The following is a 26,827-nucleotide window of genomic DNA, read 5'->3' as shown; positions in this document are numbered from 1 at the left end:
TTCTCCTAGGAACGGAACAGACGGCTGTATTGCGATTCATGGGCCATGCTCGCCAGGGCCAGGCCGAAGGGCGCGCCACCGGGCGCGTCCTCCGCCAGCGCGGCGGCGCAGGCCCGCTCGAGTTCGGGGAGCAGGCGCGAGGTGAGTTTCTGCGCGGCCAGCTGGCCCAGGGGCAGGGCCTTCATCAGCACCGCGAGCTGGTTCTCCGCCCAGCTCCACAACCAGGCGCCCAGGGCCTGCTCCGCATCCAGGCCCCAGGCCCGCGCGGCCAGGGCCCAGGTGGCGGCCAGGGAGGGCTCCGGCTGCGCGGCGAGCCAGGCGCGGGCCGCTTCGTCCAGTTCGGGCAGGGCCGCCAGCAACTGGGCGAGGGAGAAGCCCATCTGCCGGCTTTCCAGGGCCAGCTCGCGGGTCTCGCGGCTGGCGCGGTGGCGCTCGGCGGCGTCGCCCAGGGCCAGCCAGTCGGCGGCCAGCGCGGCGCGCAGCAGCTCGGCCAGCAGCGGGCCCTCGAAGCGCGCCATGTTCAGTTGCAACTGGTCGGCCAGCCAGGCGAAGGCGCTTTCGGCGTCCGTCACCAGGCCGTGTTCCAGCGCCGCTTCCAGGCCCTGGGAATAGCTGTAGCCGCCGATGGGCAGCTGCGGGCTGGCGAGGCGCAGCAGGGGCCAGAGGCCTGTGCCGGTCACTTGCGTACCCCGAACTGGTGCAGCTTCGGCGCGTAGTTGAACTCCGCATCGCCCTGGTGCGAATGGTGGTGCCCGCCGCCGTAGGCGCCATGCTCGGGCTGGAACGGCGCCTCGATGCTTTCCACCGTGGCGCCCAGCTGGTCGAGCATGGCCTTGAGCACGTAGTCGTCCAGCAGGCGCAGCCAGCCCTCCCCAACCTGCAGCGCCACGTGGCGGTTGCCCAGGTGGTAGGCGGCGCGGTTCAGCTCGCGAGGGTTGGCGCAGGTCACGTGCATCAGCTGCTCGGGCGCGGCGCATACGCGCACCACGCGCCCGTCGTTGGCCAGCAGGCAGTCGCCATCGGCCAGCGGCGGCTGGCCGCGTTCGAGGAACAGGCCGACGTCCTCGCCGTCGCGGGCGTAGCAGCGCAGGCGGCTCTTGCTGCGCGCCTCGTAGTTCAGGTGCAGTTCGGCGTCCCAGCGGTCGCGGGGCTCGATGCGTTGGTGGATGACCAGCATGACGGTGTCCGGCAGTAGGCAATGGCCGAGCTACAGCAAGGGCCTTGCCAGGGGCGGGCGCGGCCAGCAACGGCGGGACCTGGGCGGGCTGTCCGAGTGATCAGGAATGGTGCGCGTGCGCGTTGCTGGTGCGCACGCAAATGGTGCGCACCAATGCGGGGCGGAATGGGCTTTTCGTAGGAGCGAGCTTGCTCGCGAACGGAGTTTCCAGACGGTTTCGGTGTTTCGGTTCGGCTCCGTCCCCTCTCCCCAGCCCTCTCCCTGAAGGGAGAGGGGGCTTGTCCGTGCCGAGAGAAGGCAAGTTTTAGCCGGCAACCTCTACGCTAGCCGGCTAACTCAGGAACATCCGAACATACCGAACGGTCCCCTCTCCCTTCAGGGAGAGGGTTAGGGAGAGGGAGCGGAGTCAGGCCAAGGCACCGAAGCCACAGGCCTGCACCGTTCGCGAGCAAGCTCGCTCCTACAAGGAAGCCCCAGCCTCAGCCGCGCGGTTCGATGCCGTGCCAGTGCTTGGCGCCGATCATGATGAAACGCAGCTGCTGGGTGACCTTGGCCTCGGGCGTCAGGTGCGCCGGCAGCGCCTCGGCCGGCGCGTCGATCAGCTCGGGCAGGGTGGCGAACACCGTCTTCACCACCAGGTCGGCGATCACGTCGAGGTCCCGGGCCTGCAGGTGCGGCAGCTTGTTGAGCAGCGCCAGGTCTGCCGCCAGGTCGTCGGTGATGCGCTGGCGCAGGGTGCCGATGGCCTGGCGGATGGGCAGCGAGCCGCCGTACTGCTCGCGGGCCAGGAACAGGAACTGGGTGCGGTTGGCGCTGACCGCGTCGAGGAAGATGCGCACCGAGGCCTCGATCACCCCGCCCAGCTCGAACTCGTTGCGCCGCACCACGCGCAGGGTCTGGCGGAAGGTCTCGTCGACGTCGGCCACCAGGGCCAGGCCGAGGGCGTCCATGTCGGCGAAGTGCCGGTAGAAGCCGGCCGGGACGATGCCGGCGGCGCGCGCCACCTCGCGCAGGCTCAGGCTGCCGAAGCCGCGGCCGCTGTCCATCAGGCCGCGCGCGGCATCCATCAGGGCCTGGCGGGTCTGCTGTTTCTGTTCGGCGCGGGGAGAGGGCATCGGGGCTTCCATGGCGTGGGGCCCCGGCACTCTAGCAAATGGCCGGGGAAATCGGCGACTGCGCCGACGGCTTCAGTGAACGACTGTTGACTGAAAAGTGGCGGCATGCCAGTTTAGTGAACAAGTGTTTACTGTCTGGATGCCGTCCATGTCCCTGCTTCCCCTGGCCTGGCTGCGCGCCTTGCGCCCGCTGCTCGGCCCCCTGCGCGCTTTGGTGCGCCGGCATTGGCTGCGCGAGGCCGACGTCGATGCCGTGCTGGCCGCGTTCAACCCGGCCTGGGCGCTGAACCGGGTGTTCGCCCGCGTCGAAGGCCGCCAGTGGGTGGCCGACGACATGCTCGCCCTGCGCCTGCGGCCCAACGCCAACTGGCGCGGCGCGCGGCCGGGCCAGCACCTGCAGCTGTTCGTCGAGCGCGACGGCGTGCGCCTGGGGCGCAGTTACAGCCTGATCGCCGAGGTGGACGGCTGCCTGGAGATCGCGGTGAAGCTGCAGCCCGGCGGGCGCGTCTCGCCGCTGCTGCTGGGCCGGCTGTGCGTGGGCGACGTGCTGGAGCTGGGCGCGCCGGGCGGCGAGCTGCACTGGCCGCAGGACGAGCGCGGCGTGCTGCTGCTGGCCGCCGGCAGCGGCCTGACGCCCCTGCTCGGCCTGCTGCGCCAGGCCCTGGCCGACGGCTACCGCGGCCCGGTGACGCTGCTGCACTACGTGCGCGAACGCAGCCAGCGCGCCTTCGTCGACGCCCTGCAGGCACTGGCCCGCGAGTACCCCAACTTCAGCCCGCGCTGGGCCATCAGTGGCGGCGCGGCGGCGGCCGGCGAACTGCGGGGCCGCTTCCGCGCCGAGCACCTCGACGGCCTGGCCGGCGAGCACGTGCTGGCCTGCGGCCCGGCCGGCTTCGTCGGCGCCGTGCGCGATACCCTCGCACCCCGCGCCGCCAGCCTGCAGTGGGAAGCCTTCAGCGCGCCGGCGTGGTCCACCGACGAGGCCCGCCGCGAGGTCCGCCTGCACTTCGCCCGCAGCGGCCGCCAGGCTGCCGGCGACAACCAGCGCAGCCTGCTGGAGCAGGCCGAGGCCGCCGGCCTGCGCCCGGCCCACGGCTGCCGCCAGGGCATCTGCGCCAGCTGCACCTGCACCCTGCTCGCCGGCAGCGTGCGCGACCTGCGCAGCGGCGCGCTGCACAGCGAGCCGCAACAGCCCATTCGCCTTTGCGTCAGCGCCCCGCAGGGCGACGTCAGCCTCGACCTCTAGCCTCTTTCGGAACCCCAGCATGCGCGAAGACCGCGACCTCACCCCGGCCGAGCTGGCCGCCTTCGGCGCCGAACTGGACGCCCTGCGCCAACGCACCCTGGACGACCTCGGCGCGGCCGACGCCCGCTACATCCGCCGCGTGCGCAGCGCCGTGCGCGCCTGCTGCTGGAGCGGCCGCGCCTTGCTGCTGCTCGGCTGGTCCGCGCCTACCTGGCTGCTCGGCAGCCTGCTCCTGGGCCTGGGCAAGGTCCTCGAGAACATGGAGCTGGGCCACAACGTCATGCACGGCCAGTACGACTGGATGAACGACCCGGAATTCGCCGGCCGCCAGTACGAATGGGACATTGCCGGCCCGGCCGACTTCTGGCGGCACACCCACAACCACATCCACCACACCTACACCAACGTCCTAGGCAAGGATGACGACGTCGGCTACGGCGTGGTGCGCCTGTTCCCCGAGCAGAAGTGGAAGCCCTTCTACCGCTGGCAGCCGCTGTGGGTGACGCTGCAGGCCGTGCTGTTCCAGTACGCCGTGGCCATCCAGCACCTGCGCCTGGACAAGTACTTCAAGGGCCGCCTGGGCAAGGACGAACTGCGCCCGCTGCTGCGCCAGTTCAATGCCAAGCTCGGCCGCCAGTGGGCCAGGGACTACCTGGCCTTTCCCCTGCTGGGCCTGCTCGGCGGTGGCTTCTGGGCGGTGTTCTGCGGCAACGCCCTGGCCAACCTGCTGCGCAACCTGTGGACCTTCACGGTGATCTTCTGTGGCCACTTCACCGAGAAGGCCGTGGTGTTCCCGGCCAGCGTGCTGCAGGGCGAGAGCCGCGGCCACTGGTACCTGCGCCAGCTGCGCGGCTCCAGCAACCTGGAGGGCGGGCCGCTGCTGCACCTGCTCACCGGCAACCTCAGCCACCAGATCGAGCACCACCTGTTCCCCGACCTGCCGGCGCGCCGCTACGCCGAACTGGCCCGCGAGGTGCGCCGGATCGCCGCGCGCTACGGGCAGACCTACAACAGCGGGCGCCTGTCGCGGCAATTCGCCACGGTGCTGCGGCGGATCTGGGTCTACCGCTTGCCCTCTGCGGTCTGAGGCGAAATCCGGCTTGTAGGAATAGTCCTAAAAGTGACGTCAGTCGCCGAATGACACTCCCTTGGCATCAAGTGGCCATGTTTTAATCAGGTCAGTTTGTAACCGGATGTCGTACTCGAGGGATCGAAGGGATGCAGTCCATTTCCCGTTTCTGGATGCCGGGCCTTGCCCTGGCCGTCGTTCTTGATGTTTCCGCCGCGCCCCTGCCCACCACCCCGGGCGACCGTGACCTGCAGCGCGACCGCCAGGAGCAGCTGCTGCGCGAACAACAGAAGCGCCTGGAGGAACTGCAGCAACTGCCCGGCAAGGCTGCGCCGCAGGCCCCCGCCGCGCAGCCGGCCGACACGCGCTGCTTCGACATCCGCGAGATCACCCTGGAAGGCGCCGGGCACCTCGCCGCCTCCACCCGCGAGCGCCTGCTGGCGCCCTACCGCGGCCAGTGCCTGGGCGTGGCCCAGCTCAACGAGTTGCTCCGGACGATCACCGACCACTACCTGGCCCGCGGCTTCGTCACCACCCGCGCCTACCTGCCGCAGCAGGACCTCTCCGGCGGCACGCTGAAGATCATCGTGGTCGAGGGCCGCCTGGAAGGCTTCGACGACTCCGCCGTGGCCAGCCCGCGGGAACTGGCCATGGGCTTCCCCGGCAAGGCCGGCGAGCTGCTCGACCTGCGCGAGCTGGAACAGCTGGTGGACCAGGTCAACCGCCTGCCCTCGCGCCAGGCGCAGCTGGAGCTGGTGCCCGGCGAGCAGGTCGGCGGCAGCCGCGTGCAGCTGGCCGGCGAGCGCGGCAAACCTTGGCGCGTCTCGGCCTTCCGCGACAACAACGGCGACCGCAGCAGCGGCGAGCAGCAGGCCGGCCTGGGCCTGGACTGGGACAGCCCGCTGGGCCTGGCCGACCAGCTCGGCCTGCGGGTGGCCGAGGACGTGGTCAGCGACCACTGGAAGCACTCCGACAACCAGGGCCTGTTCTACAGCCTGCCCTACGGCTGGTGGACCTTCCGCTACAGCTACAACCAGAGCTACTACCGCACCCGCAACGAAGGCAGCGGCTTCGCCTTCAAGCTCGACGGCGACAGCCGCTCCCACCAGTTCGGCGCCGAGCGCGTGCTGCACCGCGACAGCCTGAGCAAGACCGCGGTCAACTTCGGCCTGGCCCACGTGCGCTCGAACAACTACATCGACGACGAGAGGATCGGCGTCTCCAGCAGCCAGATCACCGAGGGCCAGCTGGGCTTCAACCACGGCCGGCGCATCGGCAGCGCCTTCGTCAACCTCGACGCCGGCTGGCAGCAGGGCATAGGCGCGCTCGGCGCCCAGGGCGAGCACGAGCCGCGGCCGGGCCAGCCCCACGCCCGCTACGACAAGTACACCCTCACCCTCAGCTACCTGCAGCCCTTCCAGCTGTGGGGCGAGCACTTCAGCTTCGACGCCCTGGCCACCGCGCAGCAGAGCGAGGACGTGCTCTACAGCCCGCAGCGCATCAGCCTGGGTGGGCTCAACTCGGTGCGCGGCTTCAAGGACCAGAGCCTGTCCGGCGACAGCGGCTACTACTGGCGCAACCAGCTGCGCTGGCGCCGCCCGGTGACCTGGGTGGCGCTGCAGCCGTGGCTGCAGGAGTACGGCCTGGGCTACGGCTACGACTTCGGCGCCATCGAGAACGGCCGCCACAACCCCGAACTGCACGGCCGCCTGAGCGGCCACGCGCTGGAGTTCAACGCCCGCGGCCAGTACCTGGCCGCGACCCTGAGCTTCGCCCGCTCCCTGGAGCGGCCCGGCGTGATCGACAAGCGCGAACACCCGGTGTACTTCCGCGTCGACCTGTTCTTCTGATATTGCGCCCCGCGCCACGGAGACCAAGATATGGACATCCGCCGCCCCCTCCACCAGGCCATCGCCAGCGCCCTGGCCGGCATCCTGTTCCTCAACCCCATAGTCGCGGCCGCGGCCCAGCTGGCGGTGGATGCGGCCGCCGGCGGCAACACCCAGCTCGGCGCGGCGGGCAACGGCGTGCCCATCGTCAACATCGCCACGCCCAATGGCGCGGGGTTGTCGCACAACAAATTCAGCGACTACTCGGTGGGCCAGCAGGGCCTGATCCTCAACAACGCCACCGGCAAGACCGCCAGCACCCAGCTGGGCGGGATCATCATCGGCAACCCCAACCTCAAGGGGCAGGCGGCGCAGAAGATCCTCAACGAAGTCACCGGCGGCAGCCCCTCGCAGCTCAAGGGCTACACCGAAGTGGCGGGGCAGGGCGCCCACGTCATCGTCGCCAACCCCAATGGCATCACCTGCAACGGCTGCGGCTTCATCAACACCCCGCGCGCCACCCTCGCCACCGGCAAGCCGATCCTGGCCGGCGAGCGCCTGCAGGGCTACGACGTGGACGGCGGCGAGATCGCCGTCGAGGGTGCCGGGCTCAACGCCAGCAACCTCGACCGCTTCGAGCTGATCACCCGCAGCGCCAGGCTCAACGCCGACCTGTACGCCAAGCAACTGACGGTGGTGGCCGGCCGCAACCAGGTGGACGCCGAGACCCTGGCCGCCAGCGCCAAGGCCGACGACGGCCGCGCCAAGCCGCAACTGGCCATCGACAGCGCGGCCCTGGGCGGCATGTACGCCAACACCATCCGCCTGGTGGGCACCGAGCAGGGCGTGGGCGTGAAACTGGCCGGCAACATGGCGGCCAGCGCCGGCGACATCCGCATCGACGCCAACGGCAAGCTGGAACTGGCCCAGGTGGCGGCCAGCGGGAACCTCGCCCTGAAGGGCCAGGACGTGGCCCTGAACGGCCCGGCCTATGCCGGCGGCAGCGCGAGCGTGCAGGCCAGTGGGGCGTTGAGCAATGCGCAGAGCCTGGCCGCCAGGCAGGGCGTGCAACTGCGGGCCGGCGCCCTGAACAACGATGGACAGATCTTCGCCGGCATCGATGGGGAACAGCGTATCCCCGGGCAGGGCCTGGATATCGTCGCCGAAAGCGTCGGCAACCGTGGCCGGCTGGACGCCACCGGCAACCTCAGCGTGGCTGCCGGCACGCTGGACAATACGGGGCAGGCCTATGCCGACCGCATCGGCGTCGACGCCCGCCAGCAACTGGATAACCGCGGAACACTGCAGGGGCGCGAAGTCTCGCTGCGCACCCGCCAGTTCAACAACCTTGGCGCCAGCGCGCAGCTGATCGGCGAGCAGAGCCTGCTGCTCGACGCGCCCGCCATCGTCAACCTGGGCGGGTTGGTCCGCTTCGGCGATGGCCAGGCTGCCGGCCTGAACTTCACCAGCCTGGACAACCGCACCGGTCGCCTGGAAGTGAACGGCGGCAGCCTGACGCTCGCCGGCGGCACGCTGGATAACCAGCAGGGCCGCATCGTCGCTGGCAGCGCCCGTATCGATGCGCAGCGCATCGATAACGCCGGTGGCCTGATCGGTACCAGCAGCGGCGACCTGGTCCTGAACAGCCAGGGCGCGCTGAACAACGCCAGCGGCAAACTCCAGGCCGCGCAAGGCTTGCGGGCGACAGCCGGGGCCGTGGACAACCGGGCGGGAACCCTGGTCGGCGACTCCATCGAACTCGCCGGCAGCAGCCTGGACAACCGCCAGGGTGGCGTGCTCAGCGCGGAGCAGGGTGACCTCGACCTTCGCCTGAGTGGCGCGTTCGACAACGGAGCGGGCCTGGGACAGGCCAGCGGCACCCTGCTGCTGGATGTCGGCAGCGTCGCCAACGCCGCCGGCAAGCTGCTGGCGCAGACGCTTGAACTGACCGCCCGAGGGGCTGTGGACAACAGCAGCGGCAGCCTGGCCGCCGAGCGCCTGAGCCTGAATGCCCAGGCGCTGGCCAACCGCAATGGGCGGGTGCAGGCCGACTCGGCCCTGGTCCTCGGCGCTGGCGATCTCGACAACGCCAACGGCCTGCTGCTGGGTGGCACATTGCAGGCCGACCTCGCCAGCATCAGCAGCAACGCCGGCGGCACGCTGAGCGCCGACGGCTTGCTGAAGCTGACCGTGGCGCAGGCATTGAACAACGCACTGGGGCGCCTGCAATCGGTGCAGGGCAACCTGGATGTCACGGCAGGCAGCCTGGACAATCGCCAGGGAGCCTTGGCCGGCGCCCAGTTGCTGCTGCGCGCCGGCGGGACGCTGGACAACCGCGGCGGCCGTATCGTGGGCGACGGTGTCCAGGCGAATGCCGCCAGCATCGACAACAGCGACCAGGGTCTGCTGGTGGCGGGCGCGGAAGGCCTGGTGCTCACGGCGCAGCAGCGCCTGTCCAACGACCAGGGCCGTATCCAGAGCGATGCGGGCCTGCGGCTCGTAGCGCCGCAGCTGGAAAACCGTGGTGGCGTAGTGCTTGGCCAGCGCGTCGAGCTTGAAGGCGGCAACCTGGACAACAGCCAGGGCGGTGCCGTGGTTGGCAATGGCGACCAGGTGCGCCTCAGCCTCGATGGCGTCCTGAACAATGCTACCGGCCTGATCGACGCAGGCGACCAGGCTCTGCTGTTCACCCAGGCCGTCGACCAGTTGGACAACCGTGGCGGCACCCTGCGTGGCGAGCGGACCGAGGTGCTTGCCGGCAGCGTCGACAACTCCGCGTCCGGCCGGCTGCTGGCGGGCGCCGCGGGCCTTTCCCTGACGGCCGCTTCGCTGAACAACCAAAGGGGCCTGGTCCATGCCCAGGGCGGCGACGTAACCGTCGAGCTGGGGGCGGGCAGCCTGCAGAACCAGGCAGGGACCGTGCAGGGCGACAGCGTCGCCATCACGGCCGCGAACCTGGACAACAGCCAGGTCAATGGCGAGGCCGGCATCATCGCCAGCCTGCTCGGCAAGCTCGAACTGGTGGTTGGCAACCTCGTCAACCGGGGTGGCCAACTGTTCGGCAAAGATGACCTCAGCGTCACCGGCAACACGCTGGACAACGGCGGTGGCCAGCTCAGTGGCAGCCGTGTCGTGCTCGCCAGCAGCGGTACGCTGAACAACCAGGGCGGCCTGATCGAATCGGCCACCACCCTCGAGCTGGACAGTGGGGCGCTGGACAACAGCCAGGGCGGGCGCCTGCGCGCGCTCGGCGGCGACAGCAGCCATATCCGCAGCACCGGCCAGCTGAACAACCAGGGCGGGAACATCGGCGTCGCCAGCCAGGCCTTCGAACTGAACAGCGGCACAACCCTGCTCAATGGCCAGGGGCAGATCCAGCATGCCGGTACCGGCCTGTTCCGCCTGGGGGCGGGCAGCCTGGTCGGCGCGGGTTCGCTCACCGGCCTGGGCAGTGGGCAATGGCAGCTCGGCAGCCTTTCCGGCGTTGGCCAGATGCGCCTGAACGGCGCCCTCGACCTGCGCGTGGACCAGGGGCTGGACCTCGCCGCCGGCGAGCGCATCGCCAGCGCCGGCGGCCTGACCCTGACGGCCGCCTACCTGAACAACCAGGGCGAACTGCTCAGCGACGGCGACCTCGGCCTGACCCTCAGCGGCGACGCCTACAACGCCGGCCTGCTTTCCGCCCAGCGCAACCTCACCCTGAACGCCGGCAACTTCACCCAACTGGGCGGTCGCCTGGCCAGCGGCCTGGATACCCGGCTCAGCCTCGCCGGCAACCTGAACAACCAGGGCTGGCTGATCGCCAACCAGGCCCTGCGCGCCAGCGCCGCGCAAGTGAACAACAATGGCACCCTCGGCGCCCTGGGGACGCTGGAACTCACCAGCCAGGGCATCGCCAACGGCGCCGACAGCCTGCTGTTCAGCGGCGGCGACATGACCCTGCGCGCGGCCAGCCTGAGCAACCGCTACGGCGACCTCTACAGCCAGGGCAACCTCAGCTTCGCCGGCCAGGACGGCGGGCGGGCGCAGAGCCTGAGCAACCGCTCCGGCACCATCGAGGCGCAAGGCGACATCCATCTCGACGTGGCGAACCTGGAAAACACCCGCGACGTCTTCGCCTTCGAACAGACCACCACCTTCGGCGAATTCGACGTGCAGTGCGGCCAGCACTGCGGCGGCCACGACTCCTTCAAGCGCGGCAAGATCGACGTCAGCGAAACCATCGAGGAACGCATCACCCAGAACAGCCCCGCCGCCTGGCTGACCGCCGGGCGCAACCTGACCATCGATGCCGATGCGGTGGAAAACCGCAACAGCACCATTGCCGCCAACGGCGACCTGACCATCAACGCCAACTCGCTGCTCAACCAGGGCAACACCTCGCGCACCGGCAACAAGGTCGTGGTCATCAACGTGGTGCCGGGCGACTACGGCAAGATCCCCACCGGCCAGTGGGACACCATGGAAAACCTGGCCCGCGCCTTCAACAACAAGATGGCCGCGGGCACCTTCGACCAGGACCTGTACGACCAGCTCTGGGCCATCTACAACGGCGACCGCTGGGCGATCGGCACCCCGGTCGTCAGCTGGAGCGAAGACGGCGCCCAGTCCGCGCCGGCCACGCTGCAGGCCGGCAACCGCGTTACCCTGAACGTGGCGCATAACCTGCAGAACGGCACCGTCAGCGAATACAGCCTGGCCCAGCTCACCGGCCAACTGGCTGGCAGCCTGCTGGGCGGGCAGCTCGGCACGGTCAACCTGACACTCAACAAACAGTCCAGCGACGCCCAGGCGCGCGGGCCGCAAACCGTGCAGAGCGTGACGCACACGGCCGCCGACGGCAGCCAGCAGGTCAGCTTCATCCCGGTCGACTACACCGGCGTGCCCTTCGCCGCCGTGGACCCGACGGCGGCCGACACCTTCCGCCTGCCCCAGGGGCAGTACGGGATGTTCATCCGCAGCCCGGACCCGCAGAGCCACTACCTCATCGAAACCAACCCGGCGCTCACCGACCTGGGGCGCTTCCTCAACTCCGACTACCTGCTCGGCAAGCTCGGCTTCGACCCGGACCAGGCCTGGAAGCGCCTGGGCGACGGCGCCTACGAGACCCGCCTGATCCGCGAAGCCATCCAGGCCCAGACCGGCCAGCGCTTCCTCGACGGCCTGACCAGCGACTACGACCAGTTCCAGTACCTGATGGACAACGCCCTGGCCGCCAAGGACGCGCTGCAGCTGAGCGTCGGCGTGGGCCTCTCCGCCGAACAGGTGGCGGCGCTGACCCACGACATCGTCTGGATGGAAACCCGCGTCGTCGACGGCCAGCAGGTGCTGGTCCCGGTGGTCTACCTGGCCCAGACCGACGCGCGCAACCTGCGCGGCGGCAGCCTGATCCAGGGCCGCGACCTCAACCTCATGGCCGGCGGCGACCTGACCAACGTCGGCACCCTGCGCGCCAGCGAGGACCTCACGGCGACGGCGGGCGGCAGTATCCTCCAGGGCGGCCTGGTGGATGCCGGTCAACGCGTCAGCCTGCTGGCCGGCGACAGCATCCGCAATGCCCTGGCCGGGCAGATCCGCGGCGACCAGGTCGACCTCACCGCGCTCAAGGGCGACATCGTCAACGACCGCACCGCTGTTACCGCCGGCATCGGCGGCGACGAATACCGCAGCTTCCTCGACGCCGGCTCGAGCATCACGGCGCGCGGTGACCTCAGCCTGGACGCCGGCCGCGACATCACCAACCGCGGCAGCCTCGCCAGCGGCGGCGACAGCTACCTCGGCGCCGGCCGCGACATCAACCTGCAAGCCGTGACCGACGCCAGCCGCCTGCGCGACATCCAGCAGGGCGGGCACCACGTCACCACCACCACGGTCGCGCAGAACCACGGCTCCAGCCTGACGGCCGGAGGCGACCTGGTACTGGATGCGGGGCGTGACCTGAACGTAGTGGGCAGCCAGGCGAGCGCGAAGGGCGACCTGACCGCCGCCGCCGGTCGCGACATCAACCTGAGCGCTGTCGAAGACGCCGCCAGCGTCGAAGTCCGCAGCAAGACCAGCAGCACCCGCACCGTCGAGCAGACCGGGCAGACCCGCCAGCTCGGCGCGCAACTGACGGCGGGCGGCGACCTGGTGGCCAGCGCCGGGCAGGACCTGAACCTGACCGCCAGCACCATCAGCGCCAGCAACGAGGCCTACCTTTACGCCACCCGTGACGTGAACCTGCAGGCGGCGGCGGAAACCGACAGCCATGCGCTGAGCAAGACCAAGCGCAGCCATGGGCTGCTCTCCAGCTCGGAGAAAAAGACCGAGGACACTTCCCTCTACACCACCCAGCAAGGCTCGCTGGTCAGCGCCGACAAGGTGGCCATCCGCGCCGGCCAGGACATCGGTGTCAGCGGCAGCGACGTGGCTTCCACCAATGGCACCAGCCTGCTGGCCGGGCGCAACGTGCTGATCGACGGCGCCACTGAAACCAGCGAAACCAGCCACGCCGAGTCGAAGAAGAAATCCGGCGTGATGAGCAGCGGCGGGCTCGGCTTCACCCTCGGTTCGGCCAGCACCCAGGCGACCCAGACCAACCACAACGAACAGACCCGTGGCAGCACCATCGGCAGCGTGCTCGGCAACGTCGACATCCAGGCCGGCAAGGACCTGACCATCCGCGGTTCCGACGTGGTCGCCGGCAAGGACATCAACCTCATCGGGCAGAACGTCGACATCCTCGCCGCGCAGAACGAGAACCGCAGCGAGCAGACCTACAAGAGCAAGACCAGCGGCCTCACCCTGGCGCTCTCCGGCAGTGTCGGCAGCGCCATGGATTCGGGCTACCAGACCGCCAAGCAGGCCAAGCACGAGGACGACAGCCGGCTCTCCGCGCTGCAAGGCATCAAGGCCGGGCTGACCGGCGTGCAGGCCTGGCAGGCGGCGCAGCAGGGGAGAGAGGGCGGTGGCGCCAGCCAGTTCTTCGGCATCAGCGCCTCGCTCGGCTCGCAGAAGTCCAGCTCGAAGCAGACCCAGGAGCAGAGCGTCAGCCAGGGCAGCAGCCTGACCGCGGGGAACAACCTCAACATCCTCGCCACCGGCGCAGGCAAGGTGGGCCAGGACGGCGACATCCGCATCCAGGGCAGCCAGCTCAAGGCCGGCAACGACGTGCTGCTGGCGGCCAACCGCGACATCACCCTGGAAGCGGCGGCCAACACCCAGAAGCTCGACGGCAAGAACAAGAGCAGCGGCGGCGCGGTTGGCGTGAGCGTGGGGTACTCCGCGGACAACGGGGTGGGCCTGAGCATCTTCGCCAACGCCAACCAGGGCTCGGGCAAGGAAGTCGGCACCGGCACCACCTGGACGGAAACCACCCTGGACGCCGGCAACCAGGTCAAGCTGGTCAGCGGCCGTGACACCACGCTCAAGGGCGCTCAGGTCAACGGCGAGCAGATCATCGCCAACGTCGGCCGCGACCTGACGCTGCAGAGCCTGCAGGACAGCGACTACTACGACGCCAAGCAGAAGAACGTCTCCGCCGGGGCGAGCGTCGCGATCATCGGCTCCGGCGGCAGCGCCAGCTTCAGTGCCAGCCAGAGCAAGATCGACTCCAACTACAAGAGCGTGCAGGAACAGACCGGCCTCTACGCCGGCAAGGGCGGCTTCCAGATCGACGTGGGCAACCACACGCAACTGGACGGCAGCGTCATCGCCAGCACCGCCGAAGCCGAAAAGAACCGCCTGAGCACCGGCACCCTGGGCTGGAGCAGCATCGACAACAAGGCCGACTACAAGAGCCAGCAACAGAGCGTCAGCCTCAGCAGCGGCAGCGATGGCAGCGGCAAATTCATCAGCAACATGCCCAGCGGCATGCTGGTGGCCTACAACCACGGCGACAGCGCCAGCGGCACCACCGGCTCGGCCATCTCCAGCGGCACCCTCGAAATCCGCGACCCGGCCAGCCAGCAACAGGACGTGGCCAGCCTGAGCCGCGACGTCGAGCACGCCAACGGCAGCATCAGCCCGATCTTCGACAAGGAGAAGGAACAGAACCGGCTGAAGCAGGTGCAGTTGATTGCCGAGATTGGCACCCAGGCGATGGACATCGTTCGGACGCAGGGGGAGATCGAGGCGGCGGAAGAAGGTCGCAAGGAGCTGAAAACACAGGGTAAGGACAACCCCACGCAGAAGGAGCTGGAGGCGACCGTCGCGTACCAGAATGTCATGCGCGAGTACGGCACCGGCAGCGACTATCAGAGAGCCGCGCAGGCTGTGACGGCGGCGCTGCAGTACCTGGCTGGTGGTGATATCGGTGGTGCGATAGCAGGTGCTTCTGCGCCTTACATAGCCCATCTCATTAAGCAGCAGACTGGCGACAATGACACGGCGCGCATCATGGCTCAGGCATTGCTCGGTGCCGTGGTTGCTGGGGTACAAGGCAACTCCAGTGTTGCTGGAGGGATTGGGGCTGCCACTGGGGAGTTGATCGCAGCGAACCTTTACCCAGGTAAGAAGCCTGAAGATCTGACGGAAAACGAACGTCAGATTGTTTCGGCTCTTTCCAGTTTGGCCGCGGGTATGGCTGGAGGTTTAGCCAGTGGTGATACAGCCGGTGCGGTGGCCGCAGCGGGAGCAGGCAAGACCGCTGTGGATAATAATTTCCTGAGCGGAGATCAAGCCAAGGCATTCGATCATGAGATGCAGCAATGTACAAAGGAAGGAGATTGTACGAAAGTAATTAAGAAATATGTTGCATTGAATGACGAGAACAGAGAGCTTCTGAAAGCTACTTGTTCAGAGAAGCCGTGGGTTTGCTATGGGAACAGCAGGGATTTTGTTCTTACAGGCCTGAACTCGGCTGACCCTTCTAGGCCGGTTTCTTCTGGAGGGATTGAAAATGATAATGTTAGATTGTTTGTGCAGTATGAAAATTCTCTCGATTTGCAGTATATAAATAAAAACACTGATACTTTGTACAAGGCTTTGGTGTTTGCCTCAGAGCCTGAGAATTTCATGCTTATGTTTGGTGGCCTAGCGAACCTAACGAACGCCTCCGGGACGTCCATTGCCACTGGTGCTGGGCTGAGCATGGCCGCGAATGGAGGAGTGCAGTTGGCAACGGGGAGCACGGGAGATAAATTCGATTGGATTGGATTCATGACCTCAGGAGTCACTGGTGGTATGTCTGCGGGCCAGACTTTGACACCCACTCTCCAAACTAATATTGGTGGTGCATACATTTCTAGCCAGCTGAATGGGCAGAGTTCTTTAGACGCTATGATGGGGGCTATGATTGGAGCGAGTCTAGGTTATGGCGCTGGTGCTACGATAACGAGTCAGATGGAAAAGAACTATGTAAATAAAATTTTTGGACTTTCCAGAAATAGTGTTAATGCATTGAAGTACTCTGAGGCTGCAAACTTTCCAGGCTCTTATTTGCTCAAAGAGACTCCTATGAGTCCGATTCCTGGTATTCTGGGTGGAGCAACAGGAAGTGTTGTCTCTGAATCCTCAAATAATGCAGTTCTGAATGGTGCGAATAATGGGAAATAGCTTGAGACGCCTGTTGTTTTTGATTGTTTTGTTTATTGTGGTCTTCTTTGCAATATTTACATCGATTTCTATTATATATTTTGTAAATTCGGCAAGCTATAACAATGGTGTTGTTTTTAGTTATCCGAATTCTGTGTTTGTGTATTCTCTAAAAGTAAGTGTTACTGGTTCGTTGATTATTTCAGTAGGTTTATGGTTGTTTATTGTTTGTGGGGTTAAACGGTAGAAGGTGATAGCAAAATAGGTGGATTTTTTACTCTAAAACTGATCTTTCAGGCCGGCTAATGGGTGTCCCCTTTTTCTCCTTTTTCTTGAGAAGCTAAATTCGGTGAGGAAATGAGAATAGGTCAACCAAGGTTAATCTTGAATCTCTATGATTGGCTGCCAGGTTATGGTGAGTCGAAGGTATCTTTCCGCTCCGCTGGAGTGGATGTAGTGCTAGATATTGAGTATGAGCGGGAAGAGCCGGGTGTCAGTGGGGGGCTTTAATAAAGTTGAGAAGGGAAATGACCTTCAGGTGGGTAAGTAACTTTATTAAAGTGCCATTCCCTGGGGCAGATATTTTCGAATTTCACGGCGCTTCGGATGGGTTCAGGTTAGGCGGGCTTACAGAATTTATTGAGTCTGACATGCTGAAAAGAAACCTAGAGTTGAGGAACTCATTTTCTAGTGGTAATCCGCCAAAATTAAGACATTTCAGTGTTCAATTTTTATCGGAGAACATGGCCTTTCATGTGTTGTCGGAGGATGTGCGTTTGTCCGATGAAATCATTATTAATTAGTTATTCGGTGAGGATGAAGTTGGCGGGAATTTTGTCAGCCAGCCAAACGCCATTTTCTGCCTGAAAGAACTTGAAGCCCTGCCGATGCATTCGCAGGGCTTCAATTTTTAAAATAACCGGTTTCCCGTAGCGCTTCCCTACTTCAACCGCCGTTTGTTCATCTTGGGACAGATGAACGTAGTGGCGTGCCCCTGGAATCAACCCTTGCGTTTTGATCGAGTCCAGAAAACGACTGGCTGTGCCGTGATACAAGAGCTCTGGCGGTTCTTTCTCTGTGTGTTGGAGGGTGACGGTTGGCGTCGAATGGCCTTGCACGGCTCGGATTCGCTGACCGTCGCTCGATATGCTGAAGCGCTTTTTATCGCTACTAGCGACAACCTTTTGGATAATTTCCGAATCTAAATTTTTCCCCTTTTTTGCCGCGCCTGCGATCAAAGCGTTTATGTTGGCCCAACCTTCGCTGTCTAATTGCAGCCCGATGGCTTGTGGCTCATGTCTGAGTACATAACTTAGGAACTTGCTGGTTTCATTAAGAAGTTTAGTATCCATTGCTTTGACTCCTTCCAAATTGAAACCCCAGTTCAAGTGCTGGGGTTTTTTACTGCTATTACCGTTCCTGCCTCTGCTTGTGGTCGGCTTGGTACAACGACCAGGTATCGGAGACCAGCAGCAACAGCGAGCGGCTGACCGTGCAGAACGGATTCTCCTCCGGGCCGCCCAGGTGCAGCGCCAAGAGCAATTCGATCACTGACTTCAATCGATACTCCGCCGCATCATACAACGCATCGGCAGGCGCAGGCTGGCAAGAATGCAGTGGAGAACAATCACCTTTCCACTGACGAGAAAATCAGCCTGAACCTGAAGGAGGTGCAGTACCAGCGCGATTGCCAGGGAGGTGCGTCTAACAGTGGCCTTTGCCAGCAACTGCGCAAGGACATCCAGGCCCTGCGGGAAAAAGGTCGTAGTGTGTTGGAGACTGAGCTACTCGCTCCCGCGTCAGATATGGGGCCAGAGAATACGGTCAAGACCACGCCTGGGAATATCATTCGTTGCGTGGGTTCGTCGAATGGCTTCTGCCAGGTAACAGACCAAGTGCTGACTACCGATCAGGGCAAGGAGTGGCAACTGGTCCCGGCTTCGGACGAACAGGCTCAGATAGAGGCAGCACGCCAGCAGAGTGTTAGTGCTCAAGCAGATGCTTCTCTTAAGCAATGGACTGCGGATGCATTCGATGTTGGCTGCGGTGGTTTTGGCGTAGCAGCGGTAGCTTGTCAGATTTACCGTGCAGCGGGGGGAGCGAATCCTATATCCGGTGCGGTGCCTAGCACTGGTGAGCAGGTGTTGTGGGGAGCTACGGCTATCCTCAACGGGTTGGGGATTTATGGGACGGTAGCTGATGGTGTCGTAGTAAGCTCGGGGCGACCAAAGACTGAGAAGTATTTCAGGGTTGAAGGTGGTGGTTCGGGAGTGGCCTCAAGTCAGAATCGTATTACAGTTAATGCTGATGGTAGTATAAGAATCAATCCTGGGTGTTCCGGGCAGCTTTGTGTAAGTGTCGGGAACTCTGATCATGCTACCTATTTTTTAAGTAACAAACGTCCGGACGGAACAGTGGTGGTGTTTGAAGTAGATGCCGAGCTTCATAATCAAATAATGTCCAGCGCGATACCTCAACGACCTGTCCCGGGGATCCCGCGAGACCCATCGGCTCCTAAAATTGTGGATCCAAATCAACCGGGCGTTGCATTAGAGCTCCCCAAGGTATGGGAAGCAGTTCTTGAAAAACACTCAAGTAATGCACGTGTGTACTCTCATGATGAATTCTTGCGGGAGTTTGGCAATTGATGAATTGGAAAAAGTTACATGAGGAGTTGTGGAATGGGGAAAAAAGCATTTGCTTTTTTGTTCATTCAGGTAAGTGTTTCTGGGTCGTTGATGAGAAGTTTAATTTTAGCTTGGATGCTGAGAAAGAGTATCGTGCGTATCTAGAAAAGGGTTATATAACTAATGAGCAGTATTCTGAGGCATGTGTGAATTTTAGAGGGGGAATTCTTAAGCTTACTGCTGATAATTTTCTGAGTTACCTGATGGGAAAGGATCGACAGGTGTTATCCTTGGAGGATATTGGGAACTTGTTTCTTCAAAGCGGGTTGAGTAAAGATCTGCATAGAAGGGTTGAGGGCTATCTCTTGTCTGGTGTTGAATTAAGTCAAAAAGATTTTTCTAGTGTGAACTCTGTTGCAGTCGCCCTTCCGAGTTTCTATGTGAATTTTGATAGAGAGATATTTTTCCATATGGATTATGGTAGAGTTCATGAGGACTTGGCTCATTCTGGTTGGAGTGCGAAGTATATAGATTTTTGCTATTTGATCCCTGATGGCGAGAGGTACTGGATGGTTGATGGGAGTGATTACTGGAAGTTTCGCTTCATGCAATAGTTTCTTGGTCAAAACGAAAATGGCCGAAAAGAGGCAGATTTGAATGGCGCTTACTTAGCCCGCCTTGGGTGACCGCTTCGCCTGATTTTGGCGCGCTCAGATTGGCGTGTATGGGTCAGCAATGGATAAGGTTTCGACCTTCGCTTGAGAGCTCGTGGCTCAACCCGCCCAGGCCGCCTGCCAACGCGCTGCTGGGCGATTAAAATGAGTAACCTCTGAAGGCTTTCGTCCATATCCGGACCATCGAACTGTCGCCATGCCAGCCATAGCTGCAGGCTGTGCTTGAAGCTCAGTTCACGCGGCAAATAGTCCGCCATTAATGCCGATTGCACCATGAGTAGCCGGATCAGGTTGTGTGCCAGCAGGTAAACCCAGATTTTAATGGTGCTTACTTAAGCATTAATTGATTGATCCTGAAGAAGAAAAGCTGCTCTTAGTCTACTGTGATAGTTGAAAGAACATACCGAGCCCAAGTAGGAAAGCTGTAGGAGCTGAATGCAACAGGGGGCATCGAGTTGAGCTTTCAAATAGGCACTGCTCTTTAAAAACAACTCAGAGATAAAGACAAAGCCAACTGACTGATCCAGGGCCGTGATGTCAGCCTCACCCTGGCGCTCTTCGGTAGTTCGGGCTACCAGACCGCCAAGCAGGCCAAGCACGAGGACGACAACCGGCTCTCCGCGCTGCAAGGCATCAAGGCCGGCAACGACATGCTACTGGCCGCCAACCGCGACATCACCCTGGAAGTGGCGGCCAACACCCAGAAGCTCGACGGCAAGAACAAGGTAAGCGCTCCACAAACCCCACCTTCATTTGAACTGTCCGCTTGCGGATGCTGGGCTCCCATTTTCCCAGTGAAGCTCCGTCATGATGCGTCCGGACGCCAAGGTCAAAGCTGTCTATCTCTATCCGAAGCCAGTGGACCTCCGTAAGTCCATTGATGGTCTGGCGGCCCTGGTGGAGTTGGATATCAAGGTGGCCGTGTTTGACCCGGTGTTGTTCGTCTTCCTGGAAAGGGGGCCGCTTTATTTTTCCTACTCTAAAGCTGATCACTCAGGCAGGATTAGAGTGCTTAAATAAATCTGTCCCCTTTTCTCGTCCCCTTTTCTCTGGTGGGTGACTTAGAGAAGGTGCTAACTGGTAAAGCCGTTATTGTGAAGGGTAAATAACTCCATGGTTTCTGAAATTTGTGACTTGTATGTTGGACCAGTAGTCGGATCAAAGACTATGTCGCTTGTTAAGCTATTTGACAGGGAATTCATTTTTGACTCTCAGAAATGCTACTCTGGTTACTTGGGGGTGAATGTTGAGAGATTTAGATTGGTGCGAGTGGTTGTTGATCTGCGCAATGAGGGGGTTCGAGTGCTTAGTGTCCCTGTACGATACCGAGATAGCTTGAATATTGATAGGAGGGAGGCATTGGTTTTGGCTAAGGAGTATGCAGAGGCTAAGGGCTTTAAGGTGGCGGGGAATGACTTGAGAGTAGGTAATTTCACTCCGTTGTATTGGAGTTTTTCTATCTCGGATCCTACAGGGGAGAGGGCCGGGGGAAAAATTAGGGTGGATAGAGTGGACGGCCATGTTTGGAGTATGGACGAGTACGACAAGTATATGTATGACTATAATTGTATTTTTGCGTGAGTATGAGCGGAAAGAGGGCGGGTTTATTTTCCATGCTCTAAAGTCAACTGGTTGGGCTGGATTAGAGTGTGAAAAATAAATCTGTCCCATTTTAAAATATTATTGAGCGTGGCTATGACCCTGGACAGGTTGAAGAGGCAATAAAGCAGATCATTGATAGGAGCCGTCAGGCTGGAGTTGTAAAGTGATAAGTGTATGGGATAAATCTATAGCTGCTATTGGTAAGGTTGAGAGATCATCCGATTTTTTAGAGTTGGAGAAAGTTATTGGGGAGGTTCCATGTATTTCGTCTGATCCTGATGAGTATAATGACCCGATAGGGGCGACAAAGTACTATAAATTTACTCGCTCGGGAGTTGAGGTGGGTTTCAGAAGAAAATTACTAAATCATATAAATTTTTATGTTGAGGCTAGTGATGGATACTCTGCCTTCAATGGAGAGTTGTATGGGGGGTTGAATGGTCTATCTACTTGTCAGAGTGTTTTGAGTTTTCTTGGCCAGCCTGCAATGGCAGGTGGTGGAAAAAAAGATTTATTAATTGGCTATGTAGGGAAGTGGCTAAGGTATCAGAAGTGGGGGGTTGTGGTTAATTTTCAGTTTAATGAGAGTGATCTTTTGTGCCGGGTTACAGTCGCTCAGGGGTAAGTGGAGAAGGATAGCGAAAAGAGGATAGATTTATTTCTTCTACTCTAAAACTGATCGGTCAGGCAGAATTAGAGCGCTTAAATAATTTTCTCCTTTTCTCGTCCCCTTCTCTCCCGAAAGGCACCGTGATATCAGGCATACGCCGTTTTTGCATTCCCATAAGCTTCATGGCATAAAACGCCATAGTCGCTTTCCTTGGAGAGTGCCATGGCCACACACAACGTCGTTCTGCCTCAGTCCATGGAGAAATCCATTGATGACCTCGTGAGCGAAGGCCGTTACCAGAATTTCAGTGAGGTCGTGCGTGCCGGCCTACGTCTGCTCCTCGAGCGCGAGGCCGAAGAGTCCGCCAAGCTCGTCGCTCTCCGTAACGCAACATCAAGCGGCATCATGCAGCTCGAGACAGGTCGGTTCGTCGAGATTGCCTCCGAAGCACAGCTCGAGGAATACCTGGAAGAGTTGGGCCAGTTGGCGAGCTCCAGGCAGTGAGCGCCACCAGATTCCGCCTGTCCCTGGATGCGCAGACTGACCTCATCGATATCCTTCGCTTCACCCAGGTGAAGTTTGGCGAGGACGTGCGCCGTCGTTACCAGGGGCTTCTACGGGCGGCCTTCGTGTCGCTGCCAGCAGAGTCCGAGAGGGCCGGGAGTATCGCTCGGGAGCAGTTGGAGACCGGGCTGCGCAGCCTGCACCTGCTCTACTGCCGCTCCGAGGCTCCAAACGGCCGCGTAGACCGTCCCCGCCACGTCGTTTTCTACAGGCTGGGCCACGACCAGGTCATCGAGATCGTTCGTATCCTTCACGATGCCATGGAGGTCGAAAGGCACCTGCAGAAAGTCCCCGCAGGCTGAATGGCCAAATGGCAAATGGGTTGGATGGTTCTCAAGGATAAAGAGAGCCGCAGACACCGGCCCGCTATCGGCTGATCACGCCCGGAAGTGCTCGGTCCGGCTCTGCCCCGGCTGTGGATAACGGGTGCTACCGAGCTGCATTCGCTTGTGCGGCTGGGGATGGCCAGACGCTCCTGCCGGTACCGGTCCTGCTTTGGCAGGTTCTCGCCAGCCCCCTTCGAAGGCCGCCATTACCCGCCCTATCCCGGGCATGCCGGGAATTTCTTGAGACACTTCTGATTTCAGGCACCTGGCATGGATGATGGCGTAATGATTGTGCTCTAATCGCCCACCTCAGGTAACACGATGTTTTCGAAGGATCGACGGGATACGGTTCGTTCCCACAGGCTGGATGCCAGGTCTTGTTTCGCCGCTTCCCGCCCCTCCTGCCGCTACGCCCTGTAACGGCGCCGTTTTCCATCCTCGAGCTTTCCCTTCCTGCGTGTCTTTCGAGCGCGGCTGTGCCGTGCGCAGGAGCTTCGAATCCGTCGTGGCCTTTGACTGGAGGGCGCCGGTGTTTGCCGGCGGCCCGGTTTGGTGGATTTGCGAGGGGAGTGCAACGTGAAGATGAAGATGTCCCAGGGGTTGTTGCTGGGTGTGGCGTCCGCCGCCCTGCTGATGGTCGGCGGTTGTGCCACGGAGAGTTCCAGGGCGCTGCCGGTGCAGCAGGTGGAGAGCGTCGGCAAGCCCTATTCGGGTGTGCGTTCGCCCATTGCGGTGGGCAAGTTCGACAACCGCTCCAGCTACATGCGCGGCATTTTCTCCGATGGCGTCGATCGCCTTGGCGGCCAGGCCAAGACCATCCTGATCACCCATCTGCAGCAGACCAACCGCTTCAACGTGCTGGACCGCGACAACATGAGCGAGATCCAGCAGGAAGCCGCCATCAAGGGGCAGGCCCAGCGGCTCAAGGGGGCGGACTACGTGGTGACCGGCGACGTCACCGAGTTCGGCCGCAAGGAAGTCGGCGACCGCCAGCTGTTCGGCATCCTCGGCCGCGGCAAGACCCAGGTGGCCTATGCCAAGGTGGCGCTGAACATCGTCAACATCAGCACCTCCGAGGTCGTCTATTCCACCCAGGGGGCGGGCGAGTACGAGTTGTCGAACCGGGAGATCATCGGCTTCGGCGGCACCGCCAGCTACGACTCCACGCTCAACGGCAAGGTCCTGGACCTGGCCATGCGCGAGGCGGTGAACAAGCTGGTGAATGCGGTGGACAGCGGCAGCTGGAACCCCGCGCATTAACCCGAGACAGAACAGGGAGTGATGATGTTCATGGGTAGGACCTTTGTTTCCAGGGGCTGCCTCGCGGCCCTGACTTGTGCCGGCCTGGCGCTGCTTTCCGGGTGTTCCTCGCCGAAGACCCTGTACCAGTGGGAAAGCTACCAGTCGCAGGTGCACGACTATTTCACCAGCGATGCCAAGCAAGCGCAGGCCGAGGCGCTGGAGCGCGACCTGCAGAAGATCGCATCCACCGACGGCAAGGTGCCGCCGGGCTACCACGCGCAACTGGGCCTGCTGTATTCGAGCCTGGGCAAGGACGACCAGATGGTCCAGCAGTTCAACACCGAGAAGGCATTGTTCCCGGAATCCGCGGCCTATATGGATTTTCTGCTGAAGAACGCCCGGCAGGGAGGTAGCCAGTGATGTCGAACCCGTTCAAGGCCTTGCTGGCCCTGTTTGCCCTGGTGCTGCTGGCCGGCTGCGCGCCGCAGAAGACCGTCGACTATTCCGCGTACAAGCAGGCCCGGCCGCGCTCGATCCTGGTGCTGCCGCCGCTGAACGATTCGCCGGACGTGAAGGCGACCTACAGCATGCTCTCGCAGGTTACCTTCCCGCTCGCCGAGGCCGGCTACTACGTGCTGCCGGTGGCGCTGGTGGCCGAGACCTTCCGCCAGAACGGCCTGGGCACGCCGGCGGACATCCATGCGGTGTCGCCGGCGAAGCTGCAGGAGATCTTCGGCGCGGATGCGGCCCTGTACATCACCGTGACCCAGTACGGCACCAGCTACATGGTGCTGAGCAGCGCCACCGTGGTGACCGCCGGGGCCAAGCTGGTGGACCTGAAGACCGGCACCACCCTGTGGACGGGCAGCGCCAGCGCCTCCAGCGAAGAGGGCAGCAGCAACAACGGCGGCCTGCTGGGCATGCTGATCACGGCGGCGGTCAAGCAGATCATCAGCAGCGCCCAGGAGGATGCGGGCTACCCCATCGCCGGCGTCACCAGCCAGCGCCTGCTCTCCGCCGGGCAGCCGGGCGCGCTGCTGTACGGCCCGCGTTCGCCGAAGTACGGCACCGACTGAGTGATTGCGGGCGTGGCGGCCGCCGCGCCCGCATGATCTGTCGGGGCCTCGCGGGGCCTGGAATTCAGGGCCTTGCGGCTTCGCTGCGGTGGGTAAGGACCGGTCCGGCGTCCCTGCCATGGCCGATCCGCTCTCAGCAAGAGCCTGCCCACTTTCGGCCGGGCGGGCTCGTTGGGCAATCAGACGTTTCCGAAGCGCTGCGAAATGGTTGCACGGCCTCTGCGGCAGCTCCGACTGAAGGGCTTGCCGCCCCATTCCTCTCATGGGCTCGCTTCGATCCCCAGGGCCAGCCGTCTCAAGCCGAAACAGGGCGCCTCCGCGCCGTTGCCCGTGCTTGCGCCGAGCAGGGCGAGGTAGCGGTCCGCCCCGTCCTCCACCCGCAACTTCTTGCCGCTGGCCAGCGGCAGGCTGGGGCAGAGGATGCGTTTCGCGCCGGCGTCGTCCAGCAGCAGGGCGTTGTGGGTGGCGCTTTCCTGCAGCTTGCCGAGCAGGGTGATGCGGCAGGCGCGGGGCTGTTTCGATAGCCAGGCGAGGCTCAGCGTGGCTTGTCCGTTACCCGCCGGGGCCATCTGTTCGACGCGGGCCAGGCGCCAGTCCGCCGTGGGCGCGGTGCGGATGCCGAGCAGGTCGCCGGCCGCGGGCCGGGAGGCCGCCTCGCCGCTCCATGTCGCGCAAACGCCCCGGGGACTCTTCGTCATCCCGCTCAGCAGGCCGGGCGGCGGCAGCTCGGGAGTGGTTGGCGTCGATGGGGTGAACCCGATGAGGTCCTCGTGGGGCACCATTTCGTCGAGATCGGCCCGCGCGTTGCCATGGATCGCCCAGACGTCCTGGGGCATGGCCTGGCGGGCGAAATGGCGGGCATCCAGGGCGGCTTCTTCGCGGGGGGCGCCCAGCTGCGCCAGGATGGCGGCGAAGCCGTGGCAGGCCTCCCAGGTGGGGCCGGGTGCCTCTTCGCTCCAGCAGCGCTGCAGGTGGGCCTTGAGGTCGAAGCCCTGGCCGGCGCCGCCGAAACCCTTGAAATGGCCTATCGCCTCGAGCGCTTCGTCCAGCCGCAGCGCCAGGCGGCCCTCGGGGTTGGCGGGGATGTCGAGGAACGGGCGATCCTGGTCGCTGGCGATGATCCAGCGGTCCGTGCCGCGGGCGCCCTCCAGGCGCGCCGCCGTGGCCAGGGCATCCAGGGATTCGATCAGCAGCCGCAGGCTTTCCCGCGGCATCTCCAGCGGGCCCGAGCCGGCCAGCAGCAGCGCCGCCAGGTAGCCGCGGGCGAGGCTCTGGCTTTGCGCGCCCGGGGCTTGCGGGTCGTCCACCTCGATGGCCTGCAGCGACAGCTGGCGGGCCCTGGCGTGCAGGCGGTGGAGCAGGCGCCAGAGGCCGGCGGGCGCCTGCTGGCCGTCGAGCAGGGCGCAGCAGTGGATTTCCTGGGCGCTGCGCAGCGCGCGTTGCAGCAGCAATGCGCGCACTTGCGGCTTGGCCCGCTCTTCCTGGGCCAGGCCACAGTAGCCCTGGATCAAGCGGCGGTGCAGGGCGGTGATCAGCTTTGCCGCCTTGTCCGCCCGGCGTTGCTCGCCGGCGCCCTGGCGGTGCCGGAGCAAGCCGGCGAGGCCGCGGCCCAGTTCGAAGACTTCCGGCCGCGCACGCTCCAGCTGCTTGAGGCGCGCGGCTGCCGGAACGGGCGCGGTACACAGGTCGACCAGGTGCTGGTAGAGGGCGCGGGTCCGGCCGGCCAGGTGCTGCCCGTTGCAGGGCGCGGGGTGTCGTTCGGCTGCGTTTTCGTCCATGCGAAGCTCTTGGAATGCGGTTCTCCGGATGCCTTGGGAGACTGCTCGCTTCGTCATGGGCTGGAGTTAGGACGAGTCCGAAAAACGCCTGGGAAAGACTCCTTTGTGCTGTGCGTCACGGAACCGCCGGCCGAAGGCGCCACGAGCCCCGGGGCTCGTGGCTTCCCTGGCCAGCGTTACACGCGGAAGTGGCTGACCAGCGTCTGCAGCTGCCCGCCCAGGCGCGCCAGCTCCACGCTGGAGGCGGCGACTTCCTCGCTGGCTGCGGCGGTCTGCTCGGAGACGTCGCGCACGCTCACCACGCTGCGGCTGATTTCCTCGGCCACGGCGCTCTGCTGTTCGGCGGCGGTGGCGATCTGCTGGTTCATCGCCTGGATGT

The 26,827-nt window shown here is 63.2% G+C and carries 20 protein-coding genes and 2 pseudogenes; 14 read left to right on the top strand and 8 right to left on the bottom strand.

Going from position 1 to position 26,827, the window contains the following annotated elements; translation table 11 throughout:
* Window positions 1-5 precede the first annotated feature (5 nt).
* The 3 genes from DK254_RS24895 to DK254_RS24885 all read right to left on the bottom strand — a co-directional run bounded on the left by DK254_RS24895 (window position 6) and on the right by DK254_RS24885 (window position 2,292).
* Complete coding sequence (locus tag DK254_RS24895; protein WP_109935964.1) at window positions 6-680, bottom strand: urease accessory protein UreF; 675 nt, start codon at window positions 678-680, stop codon at window positions 6-8.
* Window positions 677-1,177 carry an urease accessory protein UreE gene (gene ureE / locus DK254_RS24890; RefSeq protein ID WP_109935963.1) on the bottom strand — a complete coding sequence of 167 codons (501 nt, stop codon included), beginning with the start codon at window positions 1,175-1,177 and terminating at the stop codon, window positions 677-679. Before ureE ends, DK254_RS24895 begins: the two co-directional genes overlap by 4 nt.
* A 479-nt stretch (window positions 1,178-1,656) precedes the next feature.
* A complete protein-coding gene (locus DK254_RS24885; protein ID WP_109935962.1) occupies window positions 1,657-2,292 on the bottom strand; it encodes a TetR family transcriptional regulator in 636 nt (211 codons plus the stop codon).
* Between the two features lie 148 nt (window positions 2,293-2,440).
* On the opposite strand from DK254_RS24885, the gene DK254_RS24880 reads away from it, so the two are divergent.
* The 4 genes from DK254_RS24880 (at window position 2,441) to DK254_RS34205 (ending at window position 15,970) form a co-directional block, all read left to right on the top strand.
* Entirely contained in the window at window positions 2,441-3,538 is a 1,098-nt protein-coding gene (locus DK254_RS24880) for a flavin reductase family protein (RefSeq protein ID WP_109935961.1), read from the top strand.
* A gap of 19 nt (window positions 3,539-3,557) precedes the next feature.
* Complete coding sequence (locus DK254_RS24875; protein WP_109935960.1) at window positions 3,558-4,625, top strand: fatty acid desaturase; 1,068 nt, start codon at window positions 3,558-3,560, stop codon at window positions 4,623-4,625.
* Window positions 4,626-4,756: 131 nt separating this feature from the next.
* Window positions 4,757-6,457 carry a ShlB/FhaC/HecB family hemolysin secretion/activation protein gene (locus DK254_RS24870; protein ID WP_109935959.1) on the top strand — a complete coding sequence of 567 codons (1,701 nt, stop codon included), beginning with the start codon at window positions 4,757-4,759 and terminating at the stop codon, window positions 6,455-6,457.
* A gap of 30 nt (window positions 6,458-6,487) precedes the next feature.
* On the top strand, window positions 6,488-15,970 hold the full coding sequence (locus tag DK254_RS34205) for a hemagglutinin repeat-containing protein (protein WP_158546440.1): 9,483 nt from the start codon (window positions 6,488-6,490) through the stop codon (window positions 15,968-15,970).
* Between the two features lie 782 nt (window positions 15,971-16,752).
* Here DK254_RS34205 and DK254_RS24830 read toward each other — a convergent pair.
* On the bottom strand, window positions 16,753-17,301 hold the full coding sequence (locus DK254_RS24830) for an RNA 2'-phosphotransferase (RefSeq protein ID WP_109935958.1): 549 nt from the start codon (window positions 17,299-17,301) through the stop codon (window positions 16,753-16,755).
* Window positions 17,302-17,359: 58 nt separating this feature from the next.
* Window positions 17,360-17,509, bottom strand: coding sequence for a hypothetical protein (locus DK254_RS34200; protein WP_158546439.1), 150 nt, complete (start codon window positions 17,507-17,509; stop codon window positions 17,360-17,362).
* A gap of 56 nt (window positions 17,510-17,565) precedes the next feature.
* Between DK254_RS34200 and DK254_RS33905 the strand changes: the two genes are divergently transcribed.
* Entirely contained in the window at window positions 17,566-18,597 is a 1,032-nt protein-coding gene (locus DK254_RS33905) for a hypothetical protein (protein WP_146219645.1), read from the top strand.
* Window positions 18,594-19,190: a hypothetical protein gene (locus DK254_RS24820; RefSeq protein ID WP_089390057.1), complete on the top strand. Its 597-nt coding sequence runs from the start codon at window positions 18,594-18,596 to the stop codon at window positions 19,188-19,190. The genes DK254_RS33905 and DK254_RS24820 overlap by 4 nt, the downstream gene beginning before the upstream one ends.
* A 50-nt stretch (window positions 19,191-19,240) precedes the next feature.
* On the opposite strand, the pseudogene DK254_RS34905 reads toward DK254_RS24820, so the two are convergent.
* A pseudogene (locus DK254_RS34905) lies at window positions 19,241-19,570 on the bottom strand (IS4 family transposase); the annotation flags it as partial.
* A gap of 487 nt (window positions 19,571-20,057) precedes the next feature.
* Between DK254_RS34905 and tnpB the strand changes: the two are divergent.
* From tnpB to DK254_RS24780, 8 genes are all read left to right on the top strand, one after another.
* Window positions 20,058-20,270, top strand: a complete 213-nt coding sequence (tnpB, locus tag DK254_RS24805; RefSeq protein ID WP_244906817.1) for an IS66 family insertion sequence element accessory protein TnpB — start codon at window positions 20,058-20,060, stop codon at window positions 20,268-20,270.
* Between the two features lie 93 nt (window positions 20,271-20,363).
* Window positions 20,364-20,831, top strand: a complete 468-nt coding sequence (locus tag DK254_RS33900) for a hypothetical protein (protein WP_139210169.1) — start codon at window positions 20,364-20,366, stop codon at window positions 20,829-20,831.
* Window positions 20,832-21,015: 184 nt separating this feature from the next.
* A complete protein-coding gene (locus DK254_RS33895) occupies window positions 21,016-21,477 on the top strand; it encodes a hypothetical protein (protein WP_139210168.1) in 462 nt (153 codons plus the stop codon).
* Window positions 21,478-21,684: 207 nt separating this feature from the next.
* Complete coding sequence (locus tag DK254_RS24800; RefSeq protein WP_109935957.1) at window positions 21,685-21,966, top strand: type II toxin-antitoxin system ParD family antitoxin; 282 nt, start codon at window positions 21,685-21,687, stop codon at window positions 21,964-21,966.
* Window positions 21,963-22,328, top strand: coding sequence for a type II toxin-antitoxin system RelE/ParE family toxin (locus tag DK254_RS24795; RefSeq protein ID WP_109935956.1), 366 nt, complete (start codon window positions 21,963-21,965; stop codon window positions 22,326-22,328). The genes DK254_RS24800 and DK254_RS24795 overlap by 4 nt, the downstream gene beginning before the upstream one ends.
* 606 nt (window positions 22,329-22,934) lie before the next feature.
* A complete protein-coding gene (locus DK254_RS24790) occupies window positions 22,935-23,612 on the top strand; it encodes a CsgG/HfaB family protein (RefSeq protein ID WP_089390279.1) in 678 nt (225 codons plus the stop codon).
* A 30-nt stretch (window positions 23,613-23,642) separates the two neighbouring features.
* Window positions 23,643-24,014 carry a DUF4810 domain-containing protein gene (locus DK254_RS24785; RefSeq protein ID WP_109937292.1) on the top strand — a complete coding sequence of 124 codons (372 nt, stop codon included), beginning with the start codon at window positions 23,643-23,645 and terminating at the stop codon, window positions 24,012-24,014.
* The gene (locus tag DK254_RS24780; protein WP_109935955.1) at window positions 24,014-24,670 is read left to right on the top strand and encodes a DUF799 domain-containing protein; all 657 of its coding nucleotides are present in this window, start codon (window positions 24,014-24,016) and stop codon (window positions 24,668-24,670) included. The genes DK254_RS24785 and DK254_RS24780 overlap by 1 nt, the downstream gene beginning before the upstream one ends.
* Window positions 24,671-24,930: 260 nt before the next feature.
* On the opposite strand, the gene DK254_RS24775 is transcribed toward DK254_RS24780, so the two are convergent.
* A complete protein-coding gene (locus DK254_RS24775) occupies window positions 24,931-26,448 on the bottom strand; it encodes a hypothetical protein (RefSeq protein ID WP_109935954.1) in 1,518 nt (505 codons plus the stop codon).
* A 176-nt stretch (window positions 26,449-26,624) separates the two neighbouring features.
* Window positions 26,625-26,827, bottom strand: a pseudogene (locus DK254_RS24770) (methyl-accepting chemotaxis protein); the annotation flags it as partial.

The organism is Pseudomonas sp. RW407, from assembly GCF_003176655.1.
Taxonomy (GTDB): domain Bacteria; phylum Pseudomonadota; class Gammaproteobacteria; order Pseudomonadales; family Pseudomonadaceae; genus Pseudomonas; species Pseudomonas delhiensis.
Note: the sequence above shows the minus strand (reverse complement) of the source record. Positions and strands in the feature narration are given on the sequence as shown.

Excerpts from the sequence above, each read along its gene's own strand:
- DK254_RS24785 (WP_109937292.1), top strand. The coding sequence starts at position 23,643 with ATGGGTAGGACCTTTGTTTCCAGGGGCTGCCTCGCGGCCCTGACTTGT.
- DK254_RS24875 (WP_109935960.1), top strand. The coding sequence starts at position 3,558 with ATGCGCGAAGACCGCGACCTCACCCCGGCCGAGCTGGCCGCCTTCGGC.
- DK254_RS34205 (WP_158546440.1), top strand. The coding sequence starts at position 6,488 with ATGGACATCCGCCGCCCCCTCCACCAGGCCATCGCCAGCGCCCTGGCC.
- DK254_RS24880 (WP_109935961.1), top strand. The coding sequence starts at position 2,441 with ATGTCCCTGCTTCCCCTGGCCTGGCTGCGCGCCTTGCGCCCGCTGCTC.
- DK254_RS24780 (WP_109935955.1), top strand. The coding sequence starts at position 24,014 with ATGTCGAACCCGTTCAAGGCCTTGCTGGCCCTGTTTGCCCTGGTGCTG.
- DK254_RS24830 (WP_109935958.1), bottom strand. The coding sequence starts at position 17,301 with ATGGATACTAAACTTCTTAATGAAACCAGCAAGTTCCTAAGTTATGTA.
- DK254_RS33900 (WP_139210169.1), top strand. The coding sequence starts at position 20,364 with ATGGTTTCTGAAATTTGTGACTTGTATGTTGGACCAGTAGTCGGATCA.
- tnpB (WP_244906817.1), top strand. The coding sequence starts at position 20,058 with ATGATGCGTCCGGACGCCAAGGTCAAAGCTGTCTATCTCTATCCGAAG.
- DK254_RS24800 (WP_109935957.1), top strand. The coding sequence starts at position 21,685 with ATGGCCACACACAACGTCGTTCTGCCTCAGTCCATGGAGAAATCCATT.
- ureE (WP_109935963.1), bottom strand. The coding sequence starts at position 1,177 with ATGCTGGTCATCCACCAACGCATCGAGCCCCGCGACCGCTGGGACGCC.
- DK254_RS24775 (WP_109935954.1), bottom strand. The coding sequence starts at position 26,448 with ATGGACGAAAACGCAGCCGAACGACACCCCGCGCCCTGCAACGGGCAG.
- DK254_RS24870 (WP_109935959.1), top strand. The coding sequence starts at position 4,757 with ATGCAGTCCATTTCCCGTTTCTGGATGCCGGGCCTTGCCCTGGCCGTC.
- DK254_RS24885 (WP_109935962.1), bottom strand. The coding sequence starts at position 2,292 with ATGCCCTCTCCCCGCGCCGAACAGAAACAGCAGACCCGCCAGGCCCTG.
- DK254_RS24790 (WP_089390279.1), top strand. The coding sequence starts at position 22,935 with ATGAAGATGTCCCAGGGGTTGTTGCTGGGTGTGGCGTCCGCCGCCCTG.